The sequence below is a fragment of the Lacinutrix chionoecetis genome (assembly GCF_053604665.1).
This window is the reverse complement of record NZ_JBSHNQ010000060.1, coordinates 103,052-127,799: the sequence shown is the minus strand read 5'-3', so window position 1 is coordinate 127,799 and position 24,748 is coordinate 103,052. Positions and strand designations below refer to the sequence as shown.

24 protein-coding genes are annotated in these 24,748 nt (G+C 32.6%); 6 read left to right on the top strand and 18 right to left on the bottom strand.

Annotated features, from left to right (window positions below; translation table 11 throughout):
• Positions 1–21 precede the first annotated feature (21 nt).
• Both murB and ACVC43_RS02190 read right to left on the bottom strand, forming a co-directional pair.
• Positions 22–1,035 (bottom strand): UDP-N-acetylmuramate dehydrogenase, encoded by a 1,014-nt coding sequence (murB, locus tag ACVC43_RS02195; protein ID WP_452222931.1) that lies wholly within the window; start codon positions 1,033–1,035, stop codon positions 22–24.
• Entirely contained in the window at positions 1,035–2,225 is a 1,191-nt protein-coding gene (locus ACVC43_RS02190; protein WP_452222930.1) for a pyridoxal phosphate-dependent aminotransferase, read from the bottom strand. The genes murB and ACVC43_RS02190 overlap by 1 nt, the downstream gene beginning before the upstream one ends.
• Positions 2,226–2,300: 75 nt before the next feature.
• Here ACVC43_RS02190 and ACVC43_RS02185 point away from each other — a divergent pair, with 75 nt between their 5' ends.
• Positions 2,301–3,647, top strand: a complete 1,347-nt coding sequence (locus tag ACVC43_RS02185; RefSeq protein ID WP_452222929.1) for a PDZ domain-containing protein — start codon at positions 2,301–2,303, stop codon at positions 3,645–3,647.
• A 49-nt stretch (positions 3,648–3,696) separates the two neighbouring features.
• Here the strand turns inward: ACVC43_RS02185 and ACVC43_RS02180 are convergent, their stop codons facing one another.
• Entirely contained in the window at positions 3,697–4,122 is a 426-nt protein-coding gene (locus tag ACVC43_RS02180) for a DUF1573 domain-containing protein (protein ID WP_452222946.1), read from the bottom strand.
• A 184-nt stretch (positions 4,123–4,306) separates the two neighbouring features.
• Between ACVC43_RS02180 and ACVC43_RS02175 the strand changes: the two genes are divergently transcribed.
• Positions 4,307–6,943: a valine--tRNA ligase gene (locus ACVC43_RS02175; RefSeq protein ID WP_452222928.1), complete on the top strand. Its 2,637-nt coding sequence runs from the start codon at positions 4,307–4,309 to the stop codon at positions 6,941–6,943.
• A 1-nt stretch (position 6,944) separates the two neighbouring features.
• Here the strand turns inward: ACVC43_RS02175 and ACVC43_RS02170 are convergent, their stop codons facing one another.
• Positions 6,945–7,568 (bottom strand): Pycsar system effector family protein, encoded by a 624-nt coding sequence (locus ACVC43_RS02170; protein WP_452222927.1) that lies wholly within the window; start codon positions 7,566–7,568, stop codon positions 6,945–6,947.
• Positions 7,569–7,850: 282 nt separating this feature from the next.
• Between ACVC43_RS02170 and ACVC43_RS02165 the strand changes: the two genes are divergently transcribed.
• Both ACVC43_RS02165 and ACVC43_RS02160 read left to right on the top strand, forming a co-directional pair.
• The gene (locus tag ACVC43_RS02165; protein WP_452222926.1) at positions 7,851–8,546 is read left to right on the top strand and encodes a hypothetical protein; all 696 of its coding nucleotides are present in this window, start codon (positions 7,851–7,853) and stop codon (positions 8,544–8,546) included.
• Between the two features lie 105 nt (positions 8,547–8,651).
• The gene (locus ACVC43_RS02160) at positions 8,652–9,461 is read left to right on the top strand and encodes a DNA/RNA non-specific endonuclease (RefSeq protein ID WP_452222925.1); all 810 of its coding nucleotides are present in this window, start codon (positions 8,652–8,654) and stop codon (positions 9,459–9,461) included.
• Between the two features lie 12 nt (positions 9,462–9,473).
• On the opposite strand, the gene ACVC43_RS02155 is transcribed toward ACVC43_RS02160, so the two are convergent.
• The 4 genes from ACVC43_RS02155 to gcvP form a co-directional block, all read right to left on the bottom strand.
• Positions 9,474–10,325 carry a glycosyltransferase gene (locus ACVC43_RS02155; protein WP_452222924.1) on the bottom strand — a complete coding sequence of 284 codons (852 nt, stop codon included), beginning with the start codon at positions 10,323–10,325 and terminating at the stop codon, positions 9,474–9,476.
• A 62-nt stretch (positions 10,326–10,387) separates the two neighbouring features.
• Positions 10,388–10,927 carry a methyltransferase gene (locus ACVC43_RS02150; RefSeq protein WP_452222945.1) on the bottom strand — a complete coding sequence of 180 codons (540 nt, stop codon included), beginning with the start codon at positions 10,925–10,927 and terminating at the stop codon, positions 10,388–10,390.
• 33 nt (positions 10,928–10,960) lie between these two features.
• Entirely contained in the window at positions 10,961–12,019 is a 1,059-nt protein-coding gene (locus ACVC43_RS02145; RefSeq protein ID WP_452222923.1) for a 3-oxoacyl-ACP synthase III family protein, read from the bottom strand.
• Between the two features lie 103 nt (positions 12,020–12,122).
• Positions 12,123–14,972: an aminomethyl-transferring glycine dehydrogenase gene (gcvP, locus tag ACVC43_RS02140; RefSeq protein WP_452222922.1), complete on the bottom strand. Its 2,850-nt coding sequence runs from the start codon at positions 14,970–14,972 to the stop codon at positions 12,123–12,125.
• A gap of 120 nt (positions 14,973–15,092) precedes the next feature.
• On the opposite strand from gcvP, the gene ACVC43_RS02135 reads away from it, so the two are divergent.
• Complete coding sequence (locus ACVC43_RS02135; RefSeq protein WP_452222921.1) at positions 15,093–15,923, top strand: hypothetical protein; 831 nt, start codon at positions 15,093–15,095, stop codon at positions 15,921–15,923.
• Here ACVC43_RS02135 and ACVC43_RS02130 read toward each other — a convergent pair.
• Genes ACVC43_RS02130 through ACVC43_RS02100 form a run of 7 tightly spaced genes read right to left on the bottom strand, consistent with a single transcriptional unit; the run spans position 15,900 to position 19,584 of the window.
• Entirely contained in the window at positions 15,900–16,157 is a 258-nt protein-coding gene (locus ACVC43_RS02130) for a glycine dehydrogenase (RefSeq protein WP_452222920.1), read from the bottom strand. The genes ACVC43_RS02135 and ACVC43_RS02130 overlap by 24 nt on opposite strands.
• A gap of 2 nt (positions 16,158–16,159) precedes the next feature.
• Entirely contained in the window at positions 16,160–16,714 is a 555-nt protein-coding gene (locus ACVC43_RS02125; RefSeq protein WP_452222919.1) for a sigma-70 family RNA polymerase sigma factor, read from the bottom strand.
• Positions 16,715–16,758: 44 nt separating this feature from the next.
• Positions 16,759–17,160 (bottom strand): hypothetical protein, encoded by a 402-nt coding sequence (locus tag ACVC43_RS02120; protein ID WP_452222918.1) that lies wholly within the window; start codon positions 17,158–17,160, stop codon positions 16,759–16,761.
• An 8-nt stretch (positions 17,161–17,168) separates the two neighbouring features.
• A complete protein-coding gene (locus ACVC43_RS02115; RefSeq protein WP_452222917.1) occupies positions 17,169–17,915 on the bottom strand; it encodes a class I SAM-dependent methyltransferase in 747 nt (248 codons plus the stop codon).
• Positions 17,906–18,646, bottom strand: coding sequence for a DUF2071 domain-containing protein (locus ACVC43_RS02110; RefSeq protein WP_452222916.1), 741 nt, complete (start codon positions 18,644–18,646; stop codon positions 17,906–17,908). The genes ACVC43_RS02115 and ACVC43_RS02110 overlap by 10 nt, the downstream gene beginning before the upstream one ends.
• Positions 18,630–19,031, bottom strand: a complete 402-nt coding sequence (locus ACVC43_RS02105) for a DoxX-like family protein (protein ID WP_452222915.1) — start codon at positions 19,029–19,031, stop codon at positions 18,630–18,632. The genes ACVC43_RS02110 and ACVC43_RS02105 overlap by 17 nt, the downstream gene beginning before the upstream one ends.
• A gap of 49 nt (positions 19,032–19,080) precedes the next feature.
• The gene (locus tag ACVC43_RS02100; RefSeq protein ID WP_452222914.1) at positions 19,081–19,584 is read right to left on the bottom strand and encodes a GbsR/MarR family transcriptional regulator; all 504 of its coding nucleotides are present in this window, start codon (positions 19,582–19,584) and stop codon (positions 19,081–19,083) included.
• A 305-nt stretch (positions 19,585–19,889) separates the two neighbouring features.
• Here ACVC43_RS02100 and ACVC43_RS02095 point away from each other — a divergent pair, with 305 nt between their 5' ends.
• Positions 19,890–20,423: a hypothetical protein gene (locus ACVC43_RS02095; RefSeq protein WP_452222913.1), complete on the top strand. Its 534-nt coding sequence runs from the start codon at positions 19,890–19,892 to the stop codon at positions 20,421–20,423.
• Positions 20,424–20,519: 96 nt separating this feature from the next.
• Here ACVC43_RS02095 and ACVC43_RS02090 read toward each other — a convergent pair whose 3' ends face one another.
• The 3 genes from ACVC43_RS02090 to ACVC43_RS02080 all read right to left on the bottom strand — a co-directional run bounded on the left by ACVC43_RS02090 (position 20,520) and on the right by ACVC43_RS02080 (position 24,590).
• Positions 20,520–22,559 (bottom strand): M3 family metallopeptidase, encoded by a 2,040-nt coding sequence (locus ACVC43_RS02090; protein WP_452222912.1) that lies wholly within the window; start codon positions 22,557–22,559, stop codon positions 20,520–20,522.
• A 391-nt stretch (positions 22,560–22,950) separates the two neighbouring features.
• Positions 22,951–23,433: a 5-(carboxyamino)imidazole ribonucleotide mutase gene (purE, locus tag ACVC43_RS02085; RefSeq protein WP_452222911.1), complete on the bottom strand. Its 483-nt coding sequence runs from the start codon at positions 23,431–23,433 to the stop codon at positions 22,951–22,953.
• 2 nt (positions 23,434–23,435) lie between these two features.
• On the bottom strand, positions 23,436–24,590 hold the full coding sequence (locus tag ACVC43_RS02080) for a 5-(carboxyamino)imidazole ribonucleotide synthase (protein WP_452222910.1): 1,155 nt from the start codon (positions 24,588–24,590) through the stop codon (positions 23,436–23,438).
• Between the last annotated feature and the right edge of the window lie 158 nt (positions 24,591–24,748).

Genomic DNA, 24,748 nt, shown 5'->3' with positions numbered 1-24,748 from the left:
AATGATTGTTAACTTATTGTCTTAAATAATATTTACTTCGGCTTCAATAGAAATATTAAAGATACGATAAATTGTTTTTTGTATTAATTCTGAAAGCTTTAAGATATCTTCTCCTTTTGCACCACCATAATTAACTAAAACGAGTGCTTGCTTTTTATGTACACCATAATTATTAAATGTTTTTCCTTTAAAACCTGCTGTTTCTATAAGCCAACCTGCTGGTACTTTTACTTCTTTTTCTGAAACTTTATAACTTGGCGCATTGGGAAACACTTTTTTTAATTGCTGAAAATCGTCTAAAGAAATTATAGGATTCTTAAAGAAGCTTCCGCTGTTACCAATTTCTTTTGGGTCTGGTAATTTACTTTTTCTAATTGCAATAACAGCATTAGAGACATCTTTAATAGTTGGGTTTGTAATACCCTTTTCTTCCAGTTGAGAAGCTATAGCTCCATAATTGGTGTATAATTGATGATTTTTTTTAGTTAATTTAAAAACAACACTTACTATAATGTACTTGCCTTTTATCTCATTTTTAAAAATTGAATTTCTATAACCAAAATTGCAGTCTTCGTTTTTAAATACTTCAATCGTTAAATTGTCAAGATTTAATGCTTCGCAGGAAACAAAGCTATCTTTTAATTCTACACCATAAGCACCAATATTTTGAATAGGAGCGGTGCCAACATTACCTGGAATTAACGACATGTTTTCCAATCCTCCAAAGTCATGATTTAAACACCAAATTACAAATTCATGCCAATTCTCGCCCGCATTTGCCTTAATATAAACATGATTTTTGTCTTCCTTAACTATAGAAATGCCCTTTAAATTTATATGGATTACCAGCGCATCGATATCTTTGGTTAAAAGCATGTTGCTACCTCCTCCAAGTATAAATTTATTTGGATAATCTTCAAGTTCTATTACTGAAATTAATTCGGCTAAAGTAGTAACAGAAATAAAGTGTTTCGCTTTAACATCAATACCAAAAGTATTAAAGTTTTTAAGGGATATGTTGTGTTGAATATGCACTAGTCTTTATATACTTTCAATGCTTCTTTAATAATATTAACTGCTTTTACCAAGCTTTCTTGATTTAACACATAAGCAATTCTAATTTGGTTTAAGCCTACACCTGGAGTAGAATAAAAGCCTGCTGCTGGAGCGACCATTACAGTTTCACCATCTACATCAAATTCCTCTAAAAGCCATTGCGCAAAGGCATCACTATCTTTAATTGGTAATTCTGCAATACAATAAAAAGCGCCTTTAGGGCTGGCTACTTTTACGCCTTCAATTTTATTTAATTCAGTAATTAAAGTATCACGTCTTGCTACATATTCTTTTATAACATTGTCAAAATAACTTTGTGGAGTTTCTAACGCAGCTTCACTAGCAATTTGTGCTAAAGTTGGCGGACTCAATCTTGCCTGAGCAAATTTTAAAGCCGTGTTTATTACTTCTTTGTTTTTAGAAACTAAGCAGCCTATTCTTGCACCGCACATGCTGTAACGTTTAGAAACCGAGTCTATAACTATAGCGTAATCGTCTAATCCTTCTTCCTGTAAAATGGAATAGTGTTTAGCGCCATCGTAAGCAAATTCTCTATACACCTCGTCTGCAATTAAAAACAAATCGTGTTTTTTTACTATGGCAGCCAGCTTTTTTATTTCCTCTTTAGAATATAAATATCCTGTTGGATTTCCTGGATTACAAATTAAAATTCCCTTGGTTTTTGGTGTAATTAATTTTTCGAATTCTTCAATAGGAGGCAAAGCAAAGTTGTCTTCAATCTTAGAAATTACAGGAACAACGGTTACACCAGAGGCTGTTGAAAAGCCATTGTAATTAGCGTAAAATGGTTCTGGGATAATAACTTCGTCACCCACGTCCATAATGCTTCCAAAAGCAAATAACAAGGCTTCACTACCTCCTGTGGTAACGATAATATCGTCCTTATTTACGTGAATATCATTCTTAGAATAATAGTTTGCTATTTTTTGTCTGTAGATGTCAGACCCTTCAGATCTTGTGTAAGCTAATATATCTAAGGAGTGAATTTTTACTGCATCTAAAGCGATTTGAGGTGTTTTTATGTCTGGTTGCCCTATGTTTAAGTGATAAACTGTTTTGCCTTGTTTGTACGCTTTTTCAGCGAACGGAACAAGTTTTCTAATTGGTGATTGTGGCATTGACTGCCCTTTTTTAGAGATAGATGGCATAGAATTATTTTTAAAAAACAAAGTTGCGAAAAAAAAGTCTAATCTATGTTATTAAATTTCTTAACTTCAAATGTTATGAAATTTCTATACAGACTATTTTTTTTCATTTTCATTTTTGCAATTTCATTTATGGGGAATGCCCAAGATAAGTATGTGGTTGAAAATAAAAAAGGGATTTCTAAGATTGATTTTAAATTACTAAACAATGTAATTATTATCCCCATAGAAGTTAATGGAATTGAACTCTCATTTCTTTTAGACTCTGGTGTTACAAGGCCTATTGTTTTTAATTTTTTAAAAGCATCAGACTCTTTAGAAATTTTTAATGCAGAAAAAATATACCTTAAAGGCTTGGGAAGTGAAGGAAAAGTGGCAGCTCTTAAATCGTCTCACAATACTTTTAGAGTTGGAGATGCTATTAATTATAATCAGGATTTCTATGTCGTTTACGATTCCTCTATAAATTTCGCTCCCAAATTAGGCGTGCCTATTCATGGCATTATTGGTTACGATTTGTTTAAAGATTTGGTTGTAGATATTAATTATAAAAAACAGCAAATTAAATTAATAGATCCAGAACAATACAAATATAAGTCGTGTAGCAAATGTGAAATATTACCATTGGAATTTTATAATAACAAACCTTATTTACAAGCTACGGTTAATGTGAAAAATGTTATTGTTCCTGTTAAATTACTCATAGATTCTGGAAGTAGTGATGCTTTATGGCTTTTTGAAAATGATAGCTTAGGTTTAGTTGTAAAGAATAATTTTTTTGATGATTTTTTAGGCTTTGGTTTAAGTGGTAGTGTACATGGTAAGCGAACAAAAATCGATGCTTTTAGTTTAAAATCTTTTACCTTAAGAAGACCATTAGTAGCTTTCCCAGATTCAGCCTACACCTCGCAAATTAGATTAATTAAAGGTAGGCACGGCAGTGTTGGTGGTGAGATTTTAAAACGATTTAATATTACTATAAATTACCGCAAGGCACAAATTATATTAAGACGTAATTCGAATTTCAAAAATAGTTTTAGTTATAATAAAAGTGGTATTGAGGTAGAAAACGAGGGAATAAGAATGGTTACCGAGTATGAATCCAATAATATTGGTTCTGATAATGCAAATGTTAGAAATAACAATACTCTTAGAATACAGGCTGTTTTTGCCAACACCAGAAAATACGTTATTAAAAAAGCATATACAATATCTTATGTGCGCCCCAATTCTCCAGCGGCACGTGTAGGTTTACAGGCAGGAGATATTATTATTCTTATTAATGGAAAAGATACGATTAACTATACGTTACAAGAATTAATTCATAAATTCTATGGGGAAGAAGGCGAGAAAATAAAAATGGAAGTAGACAGGTATGGTAGAAGAATAAAGGTAGCTTTTAATTTAGAGTCTTTAATAAAATAAAAAAGCCAAAAACATAGTTTTTGGCTTTAAAATGATATTATGAATTGTATTATTGTTCCATTACACTCTTTTTCTTAGCGTCTAAAACACTTGTTTTAGAAGGATCGATAACTTCTCCTTTAATTTTTAATGCAACTGTTGGAGTATCTGCATTAGATAAAACTGTAATAGTTTTTCTAATAGGCATAACTCTTTTAGTGTCATACTTAACTTTAATCTCTCCACTTTCACCAGGCATAATTGGATCTTTTGGAGGTGTTGGTACAGTACAACCACAACTTGAACTTGCTTTAGAAATAATTAATGGCGCGTTTCCTGTGTTAGTAAACTCAAAAACTCTCATGCCATCAGCTCCTTTTTCTATTGTTCCGTAATCTATAGTAGTTTCTTTAAATTCAATCTTTGCTACTTTTTCTTGAGCATTCATTGAAAAGCTAATCAACCCTACAAATAATAATGTTATTAAATTTTTCATCATATTATGTTTTAAGTGTTTGTAAATCTAACTACTTTTTATTCGTCCTGCAAAAATATTAGATGTAATACACTCTTGCAAATGCAAACGTCTTATTTAACTATATATTAATACTCTTTATAATTTCGCAGAAACATAAATATAAGTATTTTTGCTAATTATTATTCAAAAACTATTCCAAAGTATGAGCATTCCATCTAAATATGATGCAAAAGCGGTTGAAAACAAGTGGTACAGCTACTGGATGAAAAACAATTATTTTCGTTCTACGCCAGACGATAGAGAACCTTACACGATTGTAATCCCGCCACCTAATGTTACTGGAGTGCTACATATGGGACATATGCTTAATAATACCATTCAAGATGTATTAATTCGTCGTGCACGTTTGCAAGGAAAAAATGCTTGTTGGGTACCTGGAACAGACCATGCCTCTATTGCAACAGAAGCAAAAGTTGTAGCACGATTAAAAGAGCAGGGAATTGATAAAAACGATTTAACAAGAGAAGAGTTTTTAGCACACGCTTGGGAATGGACAGAAGAATATGGAGGTGTAATTTTAGAACAACTAAAAAAGTTAGGATGTTCTTGCGATTGGGAAAGAACCAAATTTACAATGGATGACGATATGTCTGAAGCTGTAATTAAAGTATTTGTCGATTTGTACGAAAAAGGCTTGATTTATCGTGGATACCGAATGGTAAATTGGGATCCAGAAGCAAAGACAACCTTGTCTGATGAAGAAGTAATACACGAAGAGCGTCAAGGCAATTTATATTATTTAAACTATAAAATTGAAGGAAGCAATGATGTTTTAACTATTGCAACAACGCGTCCTGAAACTATTTTTGGAGATACTGCTATTTGTATTAACCCGGAAGATGAACGCTTTGCTCATTTAAAAGGGAAAAAAGCTATTGTGCCTATTTGTAATCGCGTTATCCCTATAATTGAAGACGATTATGTAGATGTAGAGTTTGGTACGGGCTGTTTAAAAGTAACACCAGCTCACGATGAAAATGATAAAGTTTTAGGCGATAAGCATAAGCTGGAAGTCATAGATATTTTTAACGACGATGCAAGTTTAAATAGTTACGGGATGCAATTTGAAGGGCAAGATCGTTTTATTGCCAGAAAAAATGTAGCCAAGTTATTAGAAGAAACAGGTGTTTTAACTAAAACCGAAACACATATTAATAAAGTTGGAACAAGCGAAAGAACAAAAGCTGTTATTGAGCCAAGATTAAGCGACCAGTGGTTTTTAAAAATGGAAGAATTAGTTAAACCTGCTATTGAAGCTGTTTTAGGTGACGATGCCGAGATTAAATTATTTCCAAAAAAATTCGAAAACACCTATCGCCATTGGATGGAGAATATTCGCGACTGGAATATTTCAAGACAATTGCTTTGGGGACAACAAATTCCAGCCTATTTCTATGGTGATGGTAAAGAAGACTTTGTAGTTGCAGAAAATATAGAAGAAGCAGTATTAAAAGCAAGAAAAGCAACTAATAATCAAAAGCTAACAGCTAATAATTTAAACCAAGATACAGATGCTTTAGATACATGGTTTTCATCTTGGTTATGGCCAATGAGTGTTTTCGATGGAATTAGAAATCCAGAAAACGAAGACATAAAATACTACTACCCAACAAACGATTTGGTAACAGGACCAGATATCTTATTCTTTTGGGTAGCACGTATGATTATTGCGGGTTACGAGTACAAAGACCAAAAGCCATTTAACAATGTGTATTTAACAGGTTTGGTTCGCGATAAACAACGACGTAAAATGTCTAAATCGTTGGGCAATTCTCCAGATGCTTTAAAATTAATAGAAGATTATAGTGCAGATGGCGTGCGTGTTGGATTGTTGTTAAGTAGTGCAGCAGGAAACGATTTAATGTTCGATGAGGCACTTTGCCAGCAAGGAAAAGCATTTGGTAACAAAATATGGAATGCTTTTAACTTAACAAACCTGTGGGAAGTTAGTGAAACAATCAAACAGCCAGAATCGAGTAAAATCGCTATAGATTGGTACGAATCTAAATTTAGCGAAACACTATTAGAAATTGAAGATCATTTTGGTAAATACCGACTAAGTGATGCTTTAATGTCTATTTATAAACTTATTTACGACGATTTCTGTGGTTGGTTGTTAGAGATAGTAAAACCTGCCTATCAACAACCTATTGATGCTACCACATATAATAAGGTAATGGCTATTTTTGAGAATAATTTAAAAATATTACATCCATTCATGCCTTTTTTAACCGAGGATATTTGGCAATACATTGCAGAACGTTCTCCAGAAGAAGCTTTAATTGTTGCAGAATGGCCAGAAGCAAAACCAATAAATAAGGAGTTGATTACGCAGTTTGAATTTGCTTCAGAAGTAATTTCTGGGATAAGAACCATTAGAAAAGAAAAGAATATTGCGTTTAAAGATGCTATTGGTTTTTCGGTAATTAATAATGAAAATTCAAATACTGCTTTTGATGCCGTAATTGTAAAATTAGGGAACTTAGAAGCCATTGAATACGTAAAAGACCCTGTAGAAGGAGCGCTTACTTTTAGAGTAAAATCTAACGAGTATTATATACCAATGGATGGAGCCATTGATGTTGAAGCAGAAATTAAAAAACTAACTGAAGAACTAAATTATACCGAAGGGTTTTTAAAGTCTGTACAAAAGAAACTATCTAACGAGCGTTTTGTAGCAGGAGCGCCGGAGCAAGTGGTTGCTTCAGAAAAAAAGAAAGAAGCCGATGCGTTAGCGAAGATTGAGACTTTAAAAGGGAGTTTAAATAGTTTAAGGTAAGTTAAGCCAAATGCGGACCAAAATACTTCACCGCGATAGCAAACGCTAATGCCGAAACTACTAAGCCTAATAAAAAAATGGTGTAAACTATACGCAACCATTTATATTTAATATTTAATACTTCACCTAAAAAATAAAGATCCTTTGTTAAAGAGCCGTATATAAAGTCATTATTTTTGTGCATGTCTTTAACAGCCGTTTCGTATTCTTCATATGCCATGCTATGAAAGTTTCCAAAGAAGGCCAGGTTAACCTCGTTATTGTCCAAATCTGCTTTGGTGAATTTTCCTTCAGTAACATTTGGGCGTGTAATGAGTATAGATATTACCACACACGCTAAACTGGATACTAAAATTATAATTATAGGTATAGTTAAATGTTGGTTATTAGGGTCTCCAATTTTAGATATTAAGTTAGATAAAACCAAAGAAATAATAATGGCATTAACAGATAAAAGAATGTTTGCCTTATTATCTGCTATAGAACTTAGCTTTATATGGTTTTTTAAAGAAATCATATAAAAAGACTGAATAGCCCGTTCTGGGCTTGTGTTCTTACTTTCGGCTTTTCCCTTAGCTTCACGCTCTTTTTTTATAGTAGCAGCTAATTCTTTATCTTCAATCATTTTTTAATAGCCTTTAAATAGAGTTGTAAGTTAGTAATTTGGTTGCTAATTTAAGGTTGAAATAAATAAATTTTCAAGTATTATTCATTAATATAAAATATAATTTAATTGATTTTATTTAATATATTTTAGCAAATAATCAGTTATTTAACACATTTAGTTAAATATTTCATCGATTATGTTAAAATTTTGATTCATTTTATGAATACTTTATTATTATTAGTTTCTGCATAGGGAATATTCCATATACCTTTGTATCGAACCAAATATTAAACTATAATTATGAAAAATTTAAAAATATCAATAGCAGTACTAGCGCTTTCAGGATTTGCTTTTACATCATGTATGGATGAAAAGAAATCGGATAAAACGGAAGCAGAGAAAATGGAAATGAACTCTGAAATGGAAAACAATTCAGATGACAAAACCAGAGCAATGAACAATGATACCGAAGAAATGATGGCTTCTAATATTAGAATGACTTCCAAGGACGGTAAAATTGTAGAACGTTCTATGAATAACGATGTTAAAGCCATGCAAATTAGTGGATGGGAATCGTTTAACACCTTATCTGTAGAAATGAAAAAATTAGAAGGAATGGACATGATGAAAATGAAAACTGCCATGCCAAACTTTGCTAATACAATTGCAACACTTAACACTACTAGACCAGAGTGGATGATGACGGAAGAAATCTCTGAAGATGTAGAAGATTTACAAAAAGAATACAATGAGTTAATTGCAGATAAAACTGCAGATACTGAAGAGTATAGAGAAAATTTAGAAGAAGTAAACGAAGCTTATGATGATTTAGTTGAAGAAATCAACGAAACTTTCGATAAGTATGTAAAAATTAACCGTAAAGCCAATGAAGAATATATGGAAGAGGCTAAAGATGGTGAAATGGAAGATGCTCGTGAAGAGTATAACGAAGAAATAAAAAACTTAGATAAAGTTGCAAACGATAAGAAAAAATAATAATTTCTTATTATGAAATTGAATTTAAAAACCTCGCATTTGCGAGGTTTTTTTTGTCTAAAATATATATATATTATTGTAAGTTTGACAATTAAATGAAAGGTCTTGAATAACAAAACCAAATACTCCATATTAACGGCGTTAGTAATTATCGCTACATTAATAATTAAGGAATATATAATTAGAAAAGAAACAATTAGTGTAGTTTCTGGAGGATTAGTAGTTAAAGAGAACACGAATGAATATTTTTTACCGACAAGTACTACTGGGCAAATTGTGCATCACGAAGGGTATTCATTATCCTACAGCGAACCTCACGAACAAGCCGAATGGGTTGCCTACGAACTTAAAAAATCACATTTAAGTAATACCAATTTTAAACGTCCTTATTTTGAAATAGACAATGCTGTAAAAACTAAAGCAGCACATTGGCGTAACTATAAAAATTCGGGTTACGATCGCGGACATTTATGTCCTGCAGGCGATAGAAAATATAGCCAGGCAGCACACGATGAAACTTTTTTAACCAGTAATATTTCACCCCAAAAGCACGATTTCAATTCTGGTATTTGGAATAGATTAGAACAAAAAACACGGTATTGGGCCAGTAAATACGATGGCGTGTATGTTGTCTCAGGTGGTATTTTAAAAGGTGATTTAAAAACAATTGGAAGTGAAAAAGTAGCCGTGCCCAACCAATTTTACAAAGTAATAATAGATAATAATTCTGGAGAGACAAAAATGCTTGCTTTTTTAATGGATCATGGAGCCTCTAATGAGCCACTTTATAAGTTTGTAGTTGCTGTAGACGAGGTAGAAAAACTTACAGGAATTGACTTTTTTCCAGAATTAGACGATGAAACAGAAGAGCGGTTAGAAGCCTCCAGCAACTATAAAAACTGGAGCTTTAATTAAATATCTAAAATTCTATAAGCCTAATTTCGCTTTCACTCCTTTCCAACGTAATTGTCTTATAAATTGCCCTTGTTTTTTAGTTACCATAGTCTCAATGCCTTTGTTTTTTGCTTTAAAATAGCCTGAAACCGTATTTGTAAAATAAAAAAAATCCCTTTTGCTAATGGCGCTTTTTAAGGCAGAAAGCAAAGTTAAGCTTAGCCCAAAACGCATTTTATACAACGCTTCACCTTGAACGTACTTACTGCTTTTATGGTACGTTTTGCCTGTTGGTTTTAGGTGTTTAACTTTTAATTTTTTATCCGTTTTAATTGTCCAGCCATAATATTGAGCTAACAGCACATCCATGGTATCCCAACCTATGCTTTTTTTTAAGCCACCAATAGCTTTAAAACATGCTTTTCTATACGCTTTAAAAGGACCTCGAACATGATTTTTAGAGGCAATAGTTTCGTAAACCCATTGTCCGTTTTTTTTTATATATGCCAATCCGCCAGCAATCCCAACTTTATCGTCAGACTTAAAAAGAGCAACTATAGATTCTAAATAATGTGTTGGTAAAATAATATCTGCATCAAATTTGCAGATAATATCATAATCGTCATCTAATAATTCGAAACCTTTATAGAAGGCATTTATAACTTTACTGCCGGGAATATGATCTTTTGAAGATTGTATTTTAATACTGTCAAGCCAGTTGTTTTTAGCCAAAAAGCGGTCTATTAGCTGTTGCGTTGCATCTGTAGAGTTATCATTAACTACTATTACTTTTTTGGGTAACATTGTTTGCTTAGCTAAAGATTCTAACATTAAAGCAATGCAATCTTCTTCGTTGTGAGCAGGAATGACTATATATATATTCACGTTCGAAATTTTCTAAATAAAAATACCAAATTCAATGTTAACATTTACATTTAATAATATTACTAAGCTTTAGACGATGACTTGATTCTTTCGGCGTAAACAATATAATACCTGTTCGTAAACCATCGTAAAATAGGACGAATGCCAATTTTTTTAGTTGGGTTGGTCCATTGTTTTTTATCTATTATTGTCCAACCTGCTTTTTCTAAAAGCCAATCGAACTGCCAATCTTCAAACTCATGATAATGTCTGTCCCATTTATCGGTTTTGCTACGGTAAGCCGACGAAAACCATAAACGCAATGGCACGCTTGCCACTAACTTATCTGCTTTTATAGATTTTAATACAGTGTAAGGTGATAATAAATGTTCAAAAATTTCAAATGCAGTTACTACTGTAGCATTAGATTGTTCTATTGCTGAGGTGTCTTCGTCTAAATCCTCACCAGAAGTATTTTCAACTTTAAACCCATTTTTCAGCATAACTTTGGTAAACGGATTAGCTACACCCAAATCTAATATGTTTTCATTTTTAGAAATATGCTTTTCTAAAAACTCATAAGTAAGTTTGTATCGTTTATGCGGAAATTTACCTTCGTACATAGATGTTTTCCGCAAAAGCGGAAATCTCATTAATTAATATTTATAGACTATAGCATTAATATTCATTCCAGCACCAACGCTGGCAAAAATAATAACATCACCCTTATTAATTTCATGATTTTTTAATTTTCCTTTTAAAATTAAATCATATAATGTTGGTACAGTTGCAACGCTTGAGTTACCAAGAGTGTTTATACTCATTGGCATGATGCCTTCTGGCATTTCCATTTTGTGCAGTTTGTAAAAACGCTTAACAATGGCTTCATCCATTTTCTCGTTTGCCTGATGTATTAATATTTTTTTTACATCTTCAATGTTATAACCGCTTTGCTCCAAGCAGGATTTTAGAGCTAAAGGCACATTGGTTAAAGCAAATTCATAGATTTTACGACCATACATTTTTATGTAGCGACGTTTATCTGTAGTTTCGGTATTATTGGTCTCGCCAAAGTAAATAAAATGTGCTTCGTCCAAAGCAAAAGTTGCGGTATCATGCGCAATTATACCACCTTCCTCCTGTGAGTTCTCAACGATAACTGCGCCAGCACCATCGCTGTAAATCATAGAATCACGATCGTGTTTATCTACAACCCTCGATAACGTTTCAGAACCTATTACTAAGCATTTTTTTGCCAAACCAGAGGCAATAAACGCTTTCGCCTGTATTACGCCTTCAATCCAACCTGGACAACCAAATAGCAAATCGTAGCCCACACATCTTGGATTTTTAATGCCAAGTAAATGTTTTACACGAGAGGCTATGCTTGGTACTGTATCACTTTGTTCAGAATCATACTTAACATCACCATAATTATGAGCGACAATTATATAATCTATAGATTCTTTATCTGTTTTTGCGTCTTCAATGGCTTTCTCAGCAGCATAAAAAGCAATATCAGAATTTAGTAATTCTGGTTTTATGTAACGTCTTTCTTCAATGCCAGTTATTGCCTTAAATTTTTCAACAATAACTTCATTAGTGTTATTAATTGGAGAACCATCTAAATTCTTAAATTCATGCTTATAGAAATTTTCATTCTTTTCAATTTGACTTGGAATGAAACTTCCCGTACCAGTTATTTTTATACTCATAAGTTAGGGATTTCTTATTATTAAGAAACAAAAAAGGCAATATACTAACATTTCCTGAAACGCTAATTTTATTGCCTAATATTTTACGATGTTCAAAGCAGTTTTATGCTTCCATGTATGCCTCGATTGGCGCACAAGTACAGATTAAATTTCTATCACCATAAGCGTCGTCCACCCGACGAACACTTGGCCAGAATTTCGTTTCTCTTACATAGTCTAAAGGAAATGCTGCGGTTTCACGGGAATAAGGCAACAACCACTCATCGCTCGTTACCATTGCCATTGTATGCGGTGCGTTTTTTAATACATTATTTGGCTCATCTTTATCTGCGGCATCAATTTCTTTTCTAATCGCAATCATAGCATCACAAAAACGATCCATTTCTGCTTTGCTTTCACTTTCTGTAGGTTCAATCATCATTGTTCCAGCAACAGGAAAAGATACTGTTGGTGCATGAAAACCATAATCCATTAAACGTTTTGCAATGTCCACTACTTCAATACCATTTGCTTTAAATGGACGGCAATCTATAATCATTTCGTGAGCAGCTCTTCCTTTTTCACCAGAATATAGAGTAGCATAGCTATCCTTCAAACGTTCTTTAATATAATTGGCGTTTAAAATAGCAATTTCTGTAGCTTTTCTTAGACCTCTGTAGCCTAACATTTTTATGTAGCCGTAAGAAATAATACAAGCCAGAGCAGAGCCATAAGGTGCAGCCGAAATAGCACTAATAGATTGGTGTCCACCAGTTTTTATAATTGGATTTCCAGGTAAAAAAGGCACAAGTTGTTCTGCAACACAAATTGGACCAACACCAGGTCCGCCACCACCATGAGGAATGGCAAAGGTTTTATGTAAGTTTAAGTGGCAAACATCTGCACCAATATTTCCAGGGTTGGTTAAACCTACTTGCGCATTCATATTTGCACCATCCATGTATACTTGTCCGCCATTGTCATGAATGCATTTTGTTATGGTTTTAATGGCAGACTCATAAACACCGTGCGTTGAGGGATATGTTACCATTAATGCGGCTAGATTGTCTTTATGCAATTCTGCTTTTTCACGTAAATCGTCAACGTCTATATTACCTTCTTCGGTAGCTTTGGTCACAACCACTTTCATTCCAGCCATTACAGCACTCGCCGGATTTGTTCCGTGTGCCGAAGATGGTATTAAGCAAATATTTCTATGATGGTCACCACGAGATTCGTGATAAGCTTTAATAACCATTAAGCCTGCAAATTCACCTTGCGCACCAGAATTGGGTTGTAGAGATGTTGCTGCAAAACCAGTAATTTCGGTTAACTGGTTTTCTAATTCATTTAGCATTAATTTGTAACCAATTGGTTGGTCTTGCGGTACAAAAGGATGCACGTTTGCCCAGTTTGTAGAACTTAAAGGCAACATTTCTGTTGCGGCATTTAATTTCATTGTACAAGAACCTAACGAAATCATAGAGTGATTTAATGCTAAATCTTTACGCTCTAATTGCTTAATATATCGCATTAATTCAGTTTCAGAATGGTGTGTATTAAATACTTCTGCAGTTAAGAAACTGGTTTCACGTTTTAATTGCTTCGGAATGGTTTTATTGTTATCAATCGCTTCAAGTTTATCAGTAGTGTTTTCTGTAACACTTTCAAAAATTGAAATAATTTCGTTTAAATCTGAAATTGAAGTCGTTTCATTTATAGAAATCGTAACCGTATTGGTATCTGGATAATGAAAGTTAACCTCACGTTTTTCGGCTTCATATTTTGTTTTAACCGCATCTGCTTTAATTTGAAGCGTATCGAAATAATGAGTGTTGGTTTGTTCCAAGCCTAATTTTTCTAAAGCTGAAGCCAAAGTGGCTGCCGAATTTTTAATTTTATCAGCAATAAAAGTTAAGCCTTTTGGACCGTGATAAACGGCATACATTCCAGCCATAACAGCCAGAAGTACTTGAGCTGTGCAAATATTAGATGTTGCTTTATCGCGTTTAATATGCTGTTCGCGTGTTTGCAATGCCATACGTAAAGCTCTATTGTCGTTAACGTCTTTAGTTACTCCAATAATTCTTCCAGGCACGTCACGTTTGTAAGCTTCTTTTGTTGCGAAATATGCTGCGTGTGGTCCACCAAATCCCATTGGAATTCCAAAACGTTGCGTTGTACCCACAACCACATCGGCACCAAATTTTCCTGGTGCTTCTAATTTTACAAGGCTTAAAATATCTGCAGCAACAGCAACTTTAATATCTTCTGCATTGGCTTTTTCTATAAACGATTTTATATCTGTAATCTGTCCGTTTTTACCAGGATATTGTAGTAGGGCACCAAAATATTCATCAGATAAATTGTATTCTGCCTCGTTACCAATAATTAACTCAATACCAATAGGGTTAGCTCTGGTTTCTAACAAATCTATAGTTTGCGGCAACACTAAATCTGATACAAAAAACTTATTAACCTCTGCTTTTTTTTGTGCACGATTTCTTAAAGCAAATAACATACTCATAGCTTCTGCAGCAGCTGTACTTTCATCTAAAAGTGAAGCATTTGCGATCTCCATACCAGTTAGATCTATAACCATAGTTTGGAAATTTAATAGCGCTTCTAAGCGACCTTGAGCAATTTCTGCCTGGTAAGGTGTATAAGCAGTATACCAACCCGGATTTTCTAAGATATTACGCTGGATTACTGCAGGTAAAATAGTTGGATGATAGCCTAAGCCTATATAGGTTTTGTAAATTTTATTAAGTTTAGAAAGCTCATTAATATGCGTAGAATATTCATATTCACTCATGGCTGCATCTAAATCTAAATCACCTTTTAAACGAATATCATCTGGAACCGTTTCGTAAACAAGTTGATCCAAACTATCTACACCAATAGCCTCAAGCATTAGTTTTTGGTCTTCTTCTCTTGGGCCTATATGGCGAAGTGCAAAAGTATTTGTGTTCATGTTAGTGTGTTGCTATTAAATTTCCGCAAAAATACTGAAAACTTAAAGTAATTTTTGCCAAAATATTGAAAGTTTTTAACCAAATTATATGGTTATTAACAGTTTAGTTAACTTTGTGTAATGCAGATTATTAAAAGGCTTATTAATTTTTATTTGAATAGCAGTATTCATGTGGCCTTGGCTGTCTTTGCATTAAGTTGGATAACCTTGTTGCAGTTTGATATTTTCTACGATAATGACAGTCTAATATTTATTTTTTTCGCAAGTATTACTGGTTACAATTTCGTTAAGTATTTTGGTATTGCTAAATTCCATCACAGAAGATTAACAGATGGCTTAAAAATTATTCAGATATTTTCGTTTGTATGTTTTTTACTCATGTGTTTTTATGCTATTAAATTACAGTTAAAAACGTTAATTACTATTGTTGTTTTTGGAGCAATCACATTTTTGTATGCCATTCCTTTTATTCCTAAAAACTATTATTTAGATAGCCAACAGAATTTACGAGATGTTAGCGGACTTAAAGTTTATGTTATTGCTTTGGTTTGGGCAGGTGTTACCGTTTTTATACCATTAATTAATAACGATAACCAATTAAATGCAGATGTGTACATAACGGCATTTCAGCGGTTTATTTTTGTTATCGTTTTAATGTTGCCTTTTGAAATTAGAGACTTAAAATTCGATAGTTTAAAGCTGGCTACAATTCCACAGAAAACAGGAGTAAAAGGCACAAAAATTTTGGGAATTTTATTACTTATAATGTTCTTTTTTGCTGAATTTTTTAAAGATGAATTAACCACCAATAACTTATTTAAAACACTACTAATAGCAGTAATAACATTTCTTTTCCTAATGTTTTCAAATAAAAAAAGAAACTGGTATTACAGTTCCTTTTGGGTTGAGAGTATACCAATTATTTGGTTAATAATCGTTTTGCTTTGCTAACTCTTTTTCAAAAGTAGCCTGTATCTTTTCTTTTTCAGTAGGGTCTAATTTCACAGGGTTACGATTAAAAAGTTGCGTTAATTTTGCATTGTTTCGTGTATAACTTCTACAAGCAGCACACATTAACAAATGTAATTGCATTTTAATTTTTTCCCATAAAGAAGCTTCATCATACTGCGCTTTATCGCATGTAATGTTTGCTTCGTCACAACTAAAAAATATTCTACTATTCATTTTTAAAACCAATTTTTTTCCAGGCAACTGGCCATAGCAGTTCTTGCTCTGTGGACAATTACCCATAGATTAGACGCAGTAATATTCAGTTCATTACAAATAGCTTCGGTATCGTAATTTAAAATGGTTTTCATTTCGAAAACCTGAGCTTGTTTGGCAGGTAATTTTTCTAAACAAGTATCAATTGCTATACCTAATTCGGTGTTTTCTATTTTGTCTTCAGCTGTTTTGTCAAAAGGGTCTGAGACACGTTCTTCTAGCCAATCGCCTTCGTTTTCTGTATCGCTATTGTAATGCATTCTAACTTCGGCTTTGCCTTTTTTAGAATTAATTTTACGATAATAATCTATAATTTTTCGTTTTAAAATAGAAATTAACCAAGTACGTTCACTTGCTTCTCCTTTAAAATTTTTCATAGATTTTAAACCCGCTAAAAACGTTTCGGAAATTAAATCCCGAGCCATTTCCCTGTCGCTTACACGAGAAATTGTGTAATTAAATAAGTAGTCGCTATACAAATTAATCCATTGGTTTGGATCTATTTTGTGATCAGGCATAGTTAGCATTAGTTTTTTCAAATGTAAAGAAAAAAAGAATTATTTTAATGCTCTATAAAATATATCATTAAAAATATAGCACTTAAATACATCCATAATAGCGAAAAGAATATGTGAACTGTGGTTTCAAAGGTCTTGCCTTTCCAGAGTTTTACAGAGTACACAAAGAATTGCATAAATAGTCTAATACTCCAGAATATACCTAAGCCTAATGCTATTTTATGTCCGAGTGTTGTATTTAAAATCTCGTTAGCCGAAGTAAAACAAAGCAAACCCATTAAAAACACAATTAAAGCAATAAAAAAGGTGTGAACCGTCATCATTTGGCTGTTAATAAGACTCAATGTTTTTAGCTCGACTTTCCAATTGAAATACCTTGGAAATATAAAGTGAACCAAAGCCAATGCCATAAGTAACAAACCAATTATTTTTAAATGTATGACCATATTTTTATCTATTTAGAATATTGAAAAATGGACATAAACGGTGTGAATTTAATTTCTTTTTCACGATTAAACCCTGCTTTATTAAAGACGTTATTCCATGTTTTTTTTGAAAAAAAATGCGTAAAACCAACTGAAAATGCAAGAAAGTTTGGCAAGTCTCTTAAATGCTCAACCATTATTACTTTTCCATTGGGTTTGCAAATACGGTAACATTCTTGTAAAAACTGAACCTTTTCATCATTCGACCTTATTTCGTGAGCTGTGGATAGAAGAAATACTACGTCGACAGTAGCGTCTTTTAAAGGAATGGTAGTGGTAGAAATTTGAGTTGTATTTGGGTACACCAAACTAACTTTACGGGCTCTAACAATGGCTGGCTCTGTGTGCTTTTTCTGATTGTAGAAATCGAAAACCTGTAAATTAGATTTTGGAAATTTATTTTTAATAATAAAACTTGTTTCATCGAAACCAGCATTTATATTCACCACATTGTTGGTTTCCTGGATGTTGCAATTTTTTAGCCAGTTTAAGTTGTAATATCCAGAAAAATCATAAACATAGGCAGAAACTATTAAAGGCATAAATAGCCCATAAATAAATGCCGCAATAATCACCCAAAGTAAGACCGAAGACCATTGGAAAATATGAAAGCTCGCAAGAATAAGAGCTAAAACAGTTAAACCAACCACGTAGAAATGCCTGTTAAAACTTAAAATATTAAGTACTCCTTGAAATTTTTTTCTTGTTAATTCCATAATTCTATTCTTCCTTTTTTCCAGTAATAGGGTATGTTTTCAATTACAAAAGCATTAGCTAAGACATAGCTTTTTAGGTTAAGTGTGTTTAGAAATTCAATATTAAAATGCTTAACTTTTACAGGCTTTGGCTTCCAGTTTTGTCTAACACCTTCAATTATTAAAACTTCTTTGGTTTTATCATTATAGGTAAAAGTAAAAGGTAAGGGTCCTGCGAAACGTCTCGCTTCTTTCCAGTTTGCAAAAGGCGACTGTTTTGGTAGTGGTATCTCGTCGCTTTTAGAAGTGTCTATTTCAATGCTTAATTTCGATTTAATTGATTTTATTTCTTTACTGTTACCACTAATGCTTTCTGTGATATCGGTTTTAGTATAATTATAGTGTGTAAAAATGTTTCCCATAATAGCCATTTTCTTTTTGTCTGTCTCAGATTTTATAATGTACAAACCTCGTAAACGTTTGTTTTTATTGGAAGTGTAACGTACAAATATGCGAAAGCCGGTTAAAAAGAAATCACTTCCCATAATTTTTGGAAATCCTTTGGGTCTTAAGTCTTTGGTTTGTACCATAGCCACAGCTACAAAAGCCCATTTGTCTTTAAAAGTATCAAGAGTAAGACATGCTGGAATTAAATGTGCTAACGCTTCTTTTGGCACGGCAAATGTTAATACGGTTGAGCTTTCAAAAAAAGCTTCGACAGCAAAAGGATGATTTTTAAGTTTTGGTAGCATAGTGATTAATTTCTTTATTATTTAAATAAAAGGCATTTAAATAGACCAATATCACGAACATTAAAGCGAAAACGATATTGAGTCTTTGCCACATTAATAATTCTGGTACGACTATAAATTCAATAATATTCATTGCTATAACAATAGCAATTTGAATAATGGCATTTAACTGTTTTTTGTAGCCAGTTAAAATCCAAATTGCTAAACAAACTTCTAAAAACCCGATGACTATAATTATAGGTCTTGAATGCTCCGTATTAAAAATATGAGCAACAATGGTTTCGTGTCTTGGTACTTGATTAAGTATTTTGCAATAGAGACCGTTAATAAGCCAAACCGAAGCTATTATAATCGTGATTATACTATGTAGTACTAATTTTTTCATTTGTTTTTTAAACTTTCAGAAAAAAGTGAAAGTTGTATTTAAATTTTTTTTATTTGAATAATTTTAAAACAGACTTCGTAATCCAGTTCTGTTTTTGGCTAACAAGTTTATTAATTATAGAATCCATAGTTTCTGTTAATTCGTGTAATGCTTTGGTTTGTTTAATCAATTCTTTTGTTTTTTCAGTGCCATCACTTTCAATTGAAGAAATTTCTTCTAAAACTTTAATTACAGGTTTAATTTCTCTCCTGCTTCTTTCTTTTGCTACAATTCTTGATAGCTCTTGTACATCTTTTTCGGTTGTAAAAAACTCTTTACGTTCTCCTGCAATAATCGTTTTAGTTACAATTCCCCAATCTATTAGTTGGCGTAAATTCATAGAGGTATTACCACGAGAAATTTTAAGTTCTTCCATAATTTCTTCCATAGACAGTGGTTTTGTAGCGATAAAAAGCAAGGCCTGTATTTGTGCCATCGCCTTGTTTATGCCCCAAAGCGAACCTAAACTTCCCCAAGTACTAATAAATTTATCTTTTGCTTCTTGATATTCCATACAACAAATATAATTAAATATTTTGAACTTTCAATAATTATTGAAAGTTTATTTTGTTTTTTATTCTGTTTGGGAAATTATTGAGGTAATCTCTAACAAAATTATAAAATACATGTACAATTTATAATTCCATTTATTGTAAAAAATCGTGAAGTACGGTTTTTACCGTAATGAAATTTTAAGGGAAACACTTGTTTTCGATAAACGGTAAGAAAATTCGCCCACATTTTTTTTTATAGATTTTTTATATATACGTTAGAGTATAATAGTATATAAATCCATCAATAAATATAAAACTTACACACATGAAAACATTTAAATTATTTCTATTAATAGCTTTTATTTCCACAAACGTTAATGCGCAATTAGATAAAGGCAATTGGCTTGTTGGTGGAAGTGGTGAATACTCTAGCCAAAATTCTACGTTTGACGATGGGTCAGATACCAAAATTGATAGAATTACAATAAAACCTAACATTGGTTATTTTATAAAAGAAAAGTTTGCTTTAGGTGCTACTTTGGGATATACAAATCAAAGTATCTTTACGACTTATGGAGTTGGTTTGTTTTCAAGATATTACTTCCTAAAACCTGAAAAAACATTTAATCTATTTGCGCAAGTTCATTTTGATATTGTTCATGTAGTTTCAGATATTGAAGGAGGAGCACGTAATAATACTTCAAATTTTTATGGAGTTAGAGTTGGACAGGTCGTTTTTTTTAATAGCACTGTTGGGCTAGAGTTTGCTGTAGAATATGAAAGAGGGAATTTACCAACTGGTGTTTCAAATAATATAAAAGCCGTTATAGGTTTTCAGATACATTTAGAAAAAAAATAAGACTAAAACATTAATGCTTAATAAGTAAAACTTTAAAGAGTTTCACAAAAAAAAGACGTTGGCATATAACTCAACGTCTTTTTAGTTTTTACATAGTTACTTTATCAACCCAGCACGTTTTAATAACGCTTCAGGTTTTGGTTCCTGGCCTCTAAAGCGTTTGTAAAGCACCATTGGGTTTTCTGTACCTCCTTGAGAAAGTATATGTTCTTTAAATAGAGTTGCAATCTCTTTATTAAAAATACCTTGTTGTTTAAAATAAGCAAACGCATCTGCGTCCAGTACTTCTGCCCATTTATAACTGTAGTAACCAGAACTATAACCACCTTGAAAAATATGTGCAAAAGCAGTACTCATGCAATTGTTTTTAACATCTGGATATAATTTAGTGCCTTCAAAAGCCTGGCTTTCAAATGCTTCTACATCTTTAATAGTCTCTGGAGTTTCGCCACCATGCCATGACATATCTAAAATAGCAAAACTAATTTGTCTTAACGTTTGCATGCCTTCATGGAAGGTTGACGATTCTTTAATTTTTGTAATGAGTTCCATTGGGATAACCTCGCCAGTTTTATAATGCTTAGCAAACAACTCTAAGGCTTCTTTTTCGTAGCACCAGTTTTCCATAATTTGGCTTGGTAATTCTACAAAATCCCAATAGACACTTGTGCCAGATAAACTTGGGTAGGTTGTATTTGCCAGTATACCATGTAAGGCGTGCCCAAATTCGTGAAATAAGGTAGTTACTTCATTAAAGGTTAGTAGAGAAGGTTTGCTTTTTGTAGGTTTTGTAAAGTTGCAAACAATAGAAACATGTGGTCTTTCTTCGTTTCCATCCTTTACAAATTGTGGCTTATAGCTCGTCATCCAGGCGCCATTTCGTTTGCCTTTTCTCGGGAAGAAATCGGCATAAAATAGGGATACTAAATCGCCATTATTATTATTATTAGTCACTTTATAGGTTAAAACATCATCATGGTATTTGTCTATGTCGTTTATTTCTTCAAAATGCAAACCAAAAAGTTTTTCGGCTACTTTAAAAGCGCCATCAATTACATTTTCTAATTTAAAATAGGGTTTTAACTGCTCGTCATCTAAATCAAAAAGCTTTTGTTTTAGTTTTTCAGAATAATATGCAGAGTCCCATTTTTCTAATCTATCGATACCATCTAACTGTTTGGCAAAATTTTCTAAGTTTTTAAATTCGTTTTCGGCAGCAGGTTTCGCTTTCGAAAGTAAATCGTTTAAAAAACGCAATACAGTTTCCGGAGTTTCTGCCATGCGCTCTTCTAACACAAAATGGGCATGTGTTTTATAACCCAATAAATTGGCGCGTTTATGGCGTAAGTTTACAATTTGTAAAACAATATCTTGGTTGTCTAAATCATCACCTTTAAAGGCTTTACTGCCTGACGCTTTAGCGAGTTCTTCGCGTAATTTACGATTGTCTGCGTAGGTCATAAATGGAATGTAACTTGGGTAATCTAACGTTATTATCCAGCCTGCTTTGTCTTTGCTTTCTGCCAATTGTTTTGCGGCTTCTTTAGCACCATCGGGTAAACCAGAAACTTGAGACTCTTTAGTTAAATGCATCTCGTATTTGTTCGTTTCGGCTAAAACATTTTCTCCAAATTTTAATTTTAATTGAGCTAATTTTTTGTCGATTTCACGAAGCTTCGTTTTATCATCTTCATTTAAATTGGCACCATTTCTTGAGAAACTTTTATATTTTTTATCAAGTAATGTGCTTTGTTCTGTGGTAAGGTTAAGTTGTTTTTTATTATCGTAAACTGCTTTTACACGTTTAAATAAGTCTTGGTTTAAAGTAATATCATTTCCAAATTCTGACAAAACAGGAGAAATTTCTTGTGCTATTTTTTGAATTTCGTCACTCGTTTCTGCAGAATTCAAATTAAAGAAAATACTGGTAACACGATCTAATTGCTGTCCAGAGAATTCCAGTGCTTCAATAGTGTTTTTAAAAGTTGGTTGTTCTGGGTTTTGAGTTACGGTATTAATTTCAGCTTTTGTTTGCTCGATTAATTTTAGAATAGCAGGTTTATAGTCCTTATTTTCTATTCGAACGAATGGTGCTGTATTGTATTTTGTCGAAAACTTTTCAGTTAATATGTTCATTTATAATACGGTATTGTTTTTAGAGTAAATAAATTAAATAATTTGTTTGTAAAAAACAGAGGTTATTGATTAAATTTGTTCAGATTTTTTCATGAAAGCTGGTTACTTTCATTAAATCATTGATTAATAGCGATAAAAAGCCTCAAATTTATTTGAGGCTTTTTTATGTTTTACAAAAAAGCAGACCATAAAATATTAGTTTGCATAATGTTATTGGTCGATAATTTTTGCATTTGGTCTAAAATTGTAGATTTTTTATTTTCAATTCTTGTAAAGGTGATCAAATTAAGACTTTTGTATTAAGTTTTTTTGATGTGAGTATTTAATACTCAGCATATAGAAAGATTAATAGCGAAAAAAAAGCCCAGGGGACTGGGCTTTTTATTTTATGCTATTTTAAGTTTTTTGAAGCTTTTTCAACCTTAATTTTTAACCCTTCTTTGTAAGCTAAAATTTTATCTAAAACACATTTGTCGCTTACACCAATTATTTGAGCAGCTAAAATACCAGCGTTTTTTGCACCATTTAATGCTACAGTGGCTACTGGAACTCCACCTGGCATTTGTAGAATAGATAAAATAGAATCCCAACCGTCTATGGAGTTTCTACTTTTTACAGGAACACCAATAACTGGTAACGGAGATAAAGAGGCTACCATTCCTGGTAAATGTGCTGCTCCTCCAGCGCCTGCAATAATTACTTTAATGTCACGAGTATGGGCATTCTTACTGTAATCGAATAATTTTTCTGGTGTTCTGTGTGCCGATACAATATCGACTTCCACTTCAATATCGAACCCTTTTAATATGTCTATTGCTTCTTGCATTACAGGAAGATCGCTATCGCTTCCCATGATTACGCCTACTTTACTCATAATTATTTGCTTATTACTTTAATAGTATTTTTTACTTCTTCAGCAATTTGTCTTGCTGTATTTAAATCCTCATTTACAATTGTAACGTGTCCCATTTTACGAAATGGTCTGGTTTGTTTTTTACCGTAAATATGTGGTGTTACGCCTTCCAGTTTCATAATATCTGTTATGTTTTCGTATACCACATCACCAGTATAATTTTCTGCACCAACAAGATTAACCATGACGCCACCTACTTTACTTTCAGTTTTGCCTAACGGCAAATTTAAAATGGCACGAATGTGCTGTTCAAATTGAGAAGTATAACTGGCTTCTATAGTTTGATGACCAGAATTGTGAGGCCTTGGTGCTACTTCGTTAATAAGAATTTTATCGTCTTTTGTAAGAAACATTTCTACAGCCAATAGGCCCACGTGATTATAGGCTTTAGAAACTTTTAATGCGATATCCTGTGCGTTTTTAGCTAAATCAACAGCAATTCTCGCCGGACAAATTACATATTCTACCTGGTTAGCTTCCGGATGAAATTCCATTTCTACTACAGGATAAGTTTTTACATCACCATCTGGGTTTCTGGCAACAATAACAGCCAATTCATTTTTAAAATCTATTAATTCCTCTGCAATACATTCGCCTTTTGGCAACGCTTCTAAATCGTCTAAAGAACGCACCACTTTTACACCAGTGCCATCGTAACCAAATTGGGCGCTTTTCCATACAAACGGAAAGTCTAATCCTCCATTTAATACCGCATCTTCAATTTCTGATGCATAGGCAAAACGAGAAAATTCTGAAGTTGGTAAATTATGATCTAAGTAAAATAATTTCTGTTTTGCCTTATTTTGAATAGTTCTTAAATTCTTAGCGCTTGGATAAACTTTTACACCTTCTTTCTCTAATTTTTCAAGTGCATCTACATTAACATTTTCTATCTCAAAAGTTAAAATATCCACTTGTTTCCCAAAGTTATAAACGGTATCAAAATCCATTAAATCGCCTTTGGTAAACACATTACAAGCTATTTTACAAGGTGCTTCGTCGCTAGGATCTAAAACATAGGTCTGAATATCGAATTTTCTTGTGTTGTAAAGCAGCATTTTGCCTAATTGGCCTCCGCCAAGAATACCTAATTTAAAATCTGAAGAGAAATAATTCATATTTATTTTCTGCAAAAACAGAAATTTTTTTAATTAACAGATATGTTTTTATAAGCGCAAAAATACAGTTTAATATGAAAAGATAGCCAATAAATGCCCATCAAAATCGTATTACGTTTAACAAAATTGTATCTTTGCCACTTTTATAAATGCAAGCA

Excerpts from the sequence above, each read along its gene's own strand:
- ACVC43_RS02115 (WP_452222917.1), bottom strand. The coding sequence starts at position 17,915 with ATGGAATTAACAAGAAAAAAATTTCAAGGAGTACTTAATATTTTAAGT.
- gcvP (WP_452222922.1), bottom strand. The coding sequence starts at position 14,972 with ATGAACACAAATACTTTTGCACTTCGCCATATAGGCCCAAGAGAAGAA.
- ACVC43_RS02105 (WP_452222915.1), bottom strand. The coding sequence starts at position 19,031 with ATGAAAAAATTAGTACTACATAGTATAATCACGATTATAATAGCTTCG.
- ACVC43_RS02165 (WP_452222926.1), top strand. The coding sequence starts at position 7,851 with ATGAAAAATTTAAAAATATCAATAGCAGTACTAGCGCTTTCAGGATTT.
- ACVC43_RS02120 (WP_452222918.1), bottom strand. The coding sequence starts at position 17,160 with ATGGTCATACATTTAAAAATAATTGGTTTGTTACTTATGGCATTGGCT.
- ACVC43_RS02190 (WP_452222930.1), bottom strand. The coding sequence starts at position 2,225 with ATGCCATCTATCTCTAAAAAAGGGCAGTCAATGCCACAATCACCAATT.
- ACVC43_RS02110 (WP_452222916.1), bottom strand. The coding sequence starts at position 18,646 with ATGCTACCAAAACTTAAAAATCATCCTTTTGCTGTCGAAGCTTTTTTT.
- ACVC43_RS02090 (WP_452222912.1), bottom strand. The coding sequence starts at position 22,559 with ATGAACATATTAACTGAAAAGTTTTCGACAAAATACAATACAGCACCA.
- ACVC43_RS02125 (WP_452222919.1), bottom strand. The coding sequence starts at position 16,714 with ATGCCTGATCACAAAATAGATCCAAACCAATGGATTAATTTGTATAGC.
- ACVC43_RS02130 (WP_452222920.1), bottom strand. The coding sequence starts at position 16,157 with ATGAATAGTAGAATATTTTTTAGTTGTGACGAAGCAAACATTACATGC.
- ACVC43_RS02135 (WP_452222921.1), top strand. The coding sequence starts at position 15,093 with ATGCAGATTATTAAAAGGCTTATTAATTTTTATTTGAATAGCAGTATT.
- ACVC43_RS02080 (WP_452222910.1), bottom strand. The coding sequence starts at position 24,590 with ATGAATTATTTCTCTTCAGATTTTAAATTAGGTATTCTTGGCGGAGGC.
- ACVC43_RS02175 (WP_452222928.1), top strand. The coding sequence starts at position 4,307 with ATGAGCATTCCATCTAAATATGATGCAAAAGCGGTTGAAAACAAGTGG.
- ACVC43_RS02150 (WP_452222945.1), bottom strand. The coding sequence starts at position 10,927 with ATGTACGAAGGTAAATTTCCGCATAAACGATACAAACTTACTTATGAG.
- ACVC43_RS02180 (WP_452222946.1), bottom strand. The coding sequence starts at position 4,122 with ATGAAAAATTTAATAACATTATTATTTGTAGGGTTGATTAGCTTTTCA.
- ACVC43_RS02185 (WP_452222929.1), top strand. The coding sequence starts at position 2,301 with ATGAAATTTCTATACAGACTATTTTTTTTCATTTTCATTTTTGCAATT.
- ACVC43_RS02145 (WP_452222923.1), bottom strand. The coding sequence starts at position 12,019 with ATGAGTATAAAAATAACTGGTACGGGAAGTTTCATTCCAAGTCAAATT.
- ACVC43_RS02170 (WP_452222927.1), bottom strand. The coding sequence starts at position 7,568 with ATGATTGAAGATAAAGAATTAGCTGCTACTATAAAAAAAGAGCGTGAA.
- ACVC43_RS02095 (WP_452222913.1), top strand. The coding sequence starts at position 19,890 with ATGAAAACATTTAAATTATTTCTATTAATAGCTTTTATTTCCACAAAC.
- ACVC43_RS02100 (WP_452222914.1), bottom strand. The coding sequence starts at position 19,584 with ATGGAATATCAAGAAGCAAAAGATAAATTTATTAGTACTTGGGGAAGT.
- purE (WP_452222911.1), bottom strand. The coding sequence starts at position 23,433 with ATGAGTAAAGTAGGCGTAATCATGGGAAGCGATAGCGATCTTCCTGTA.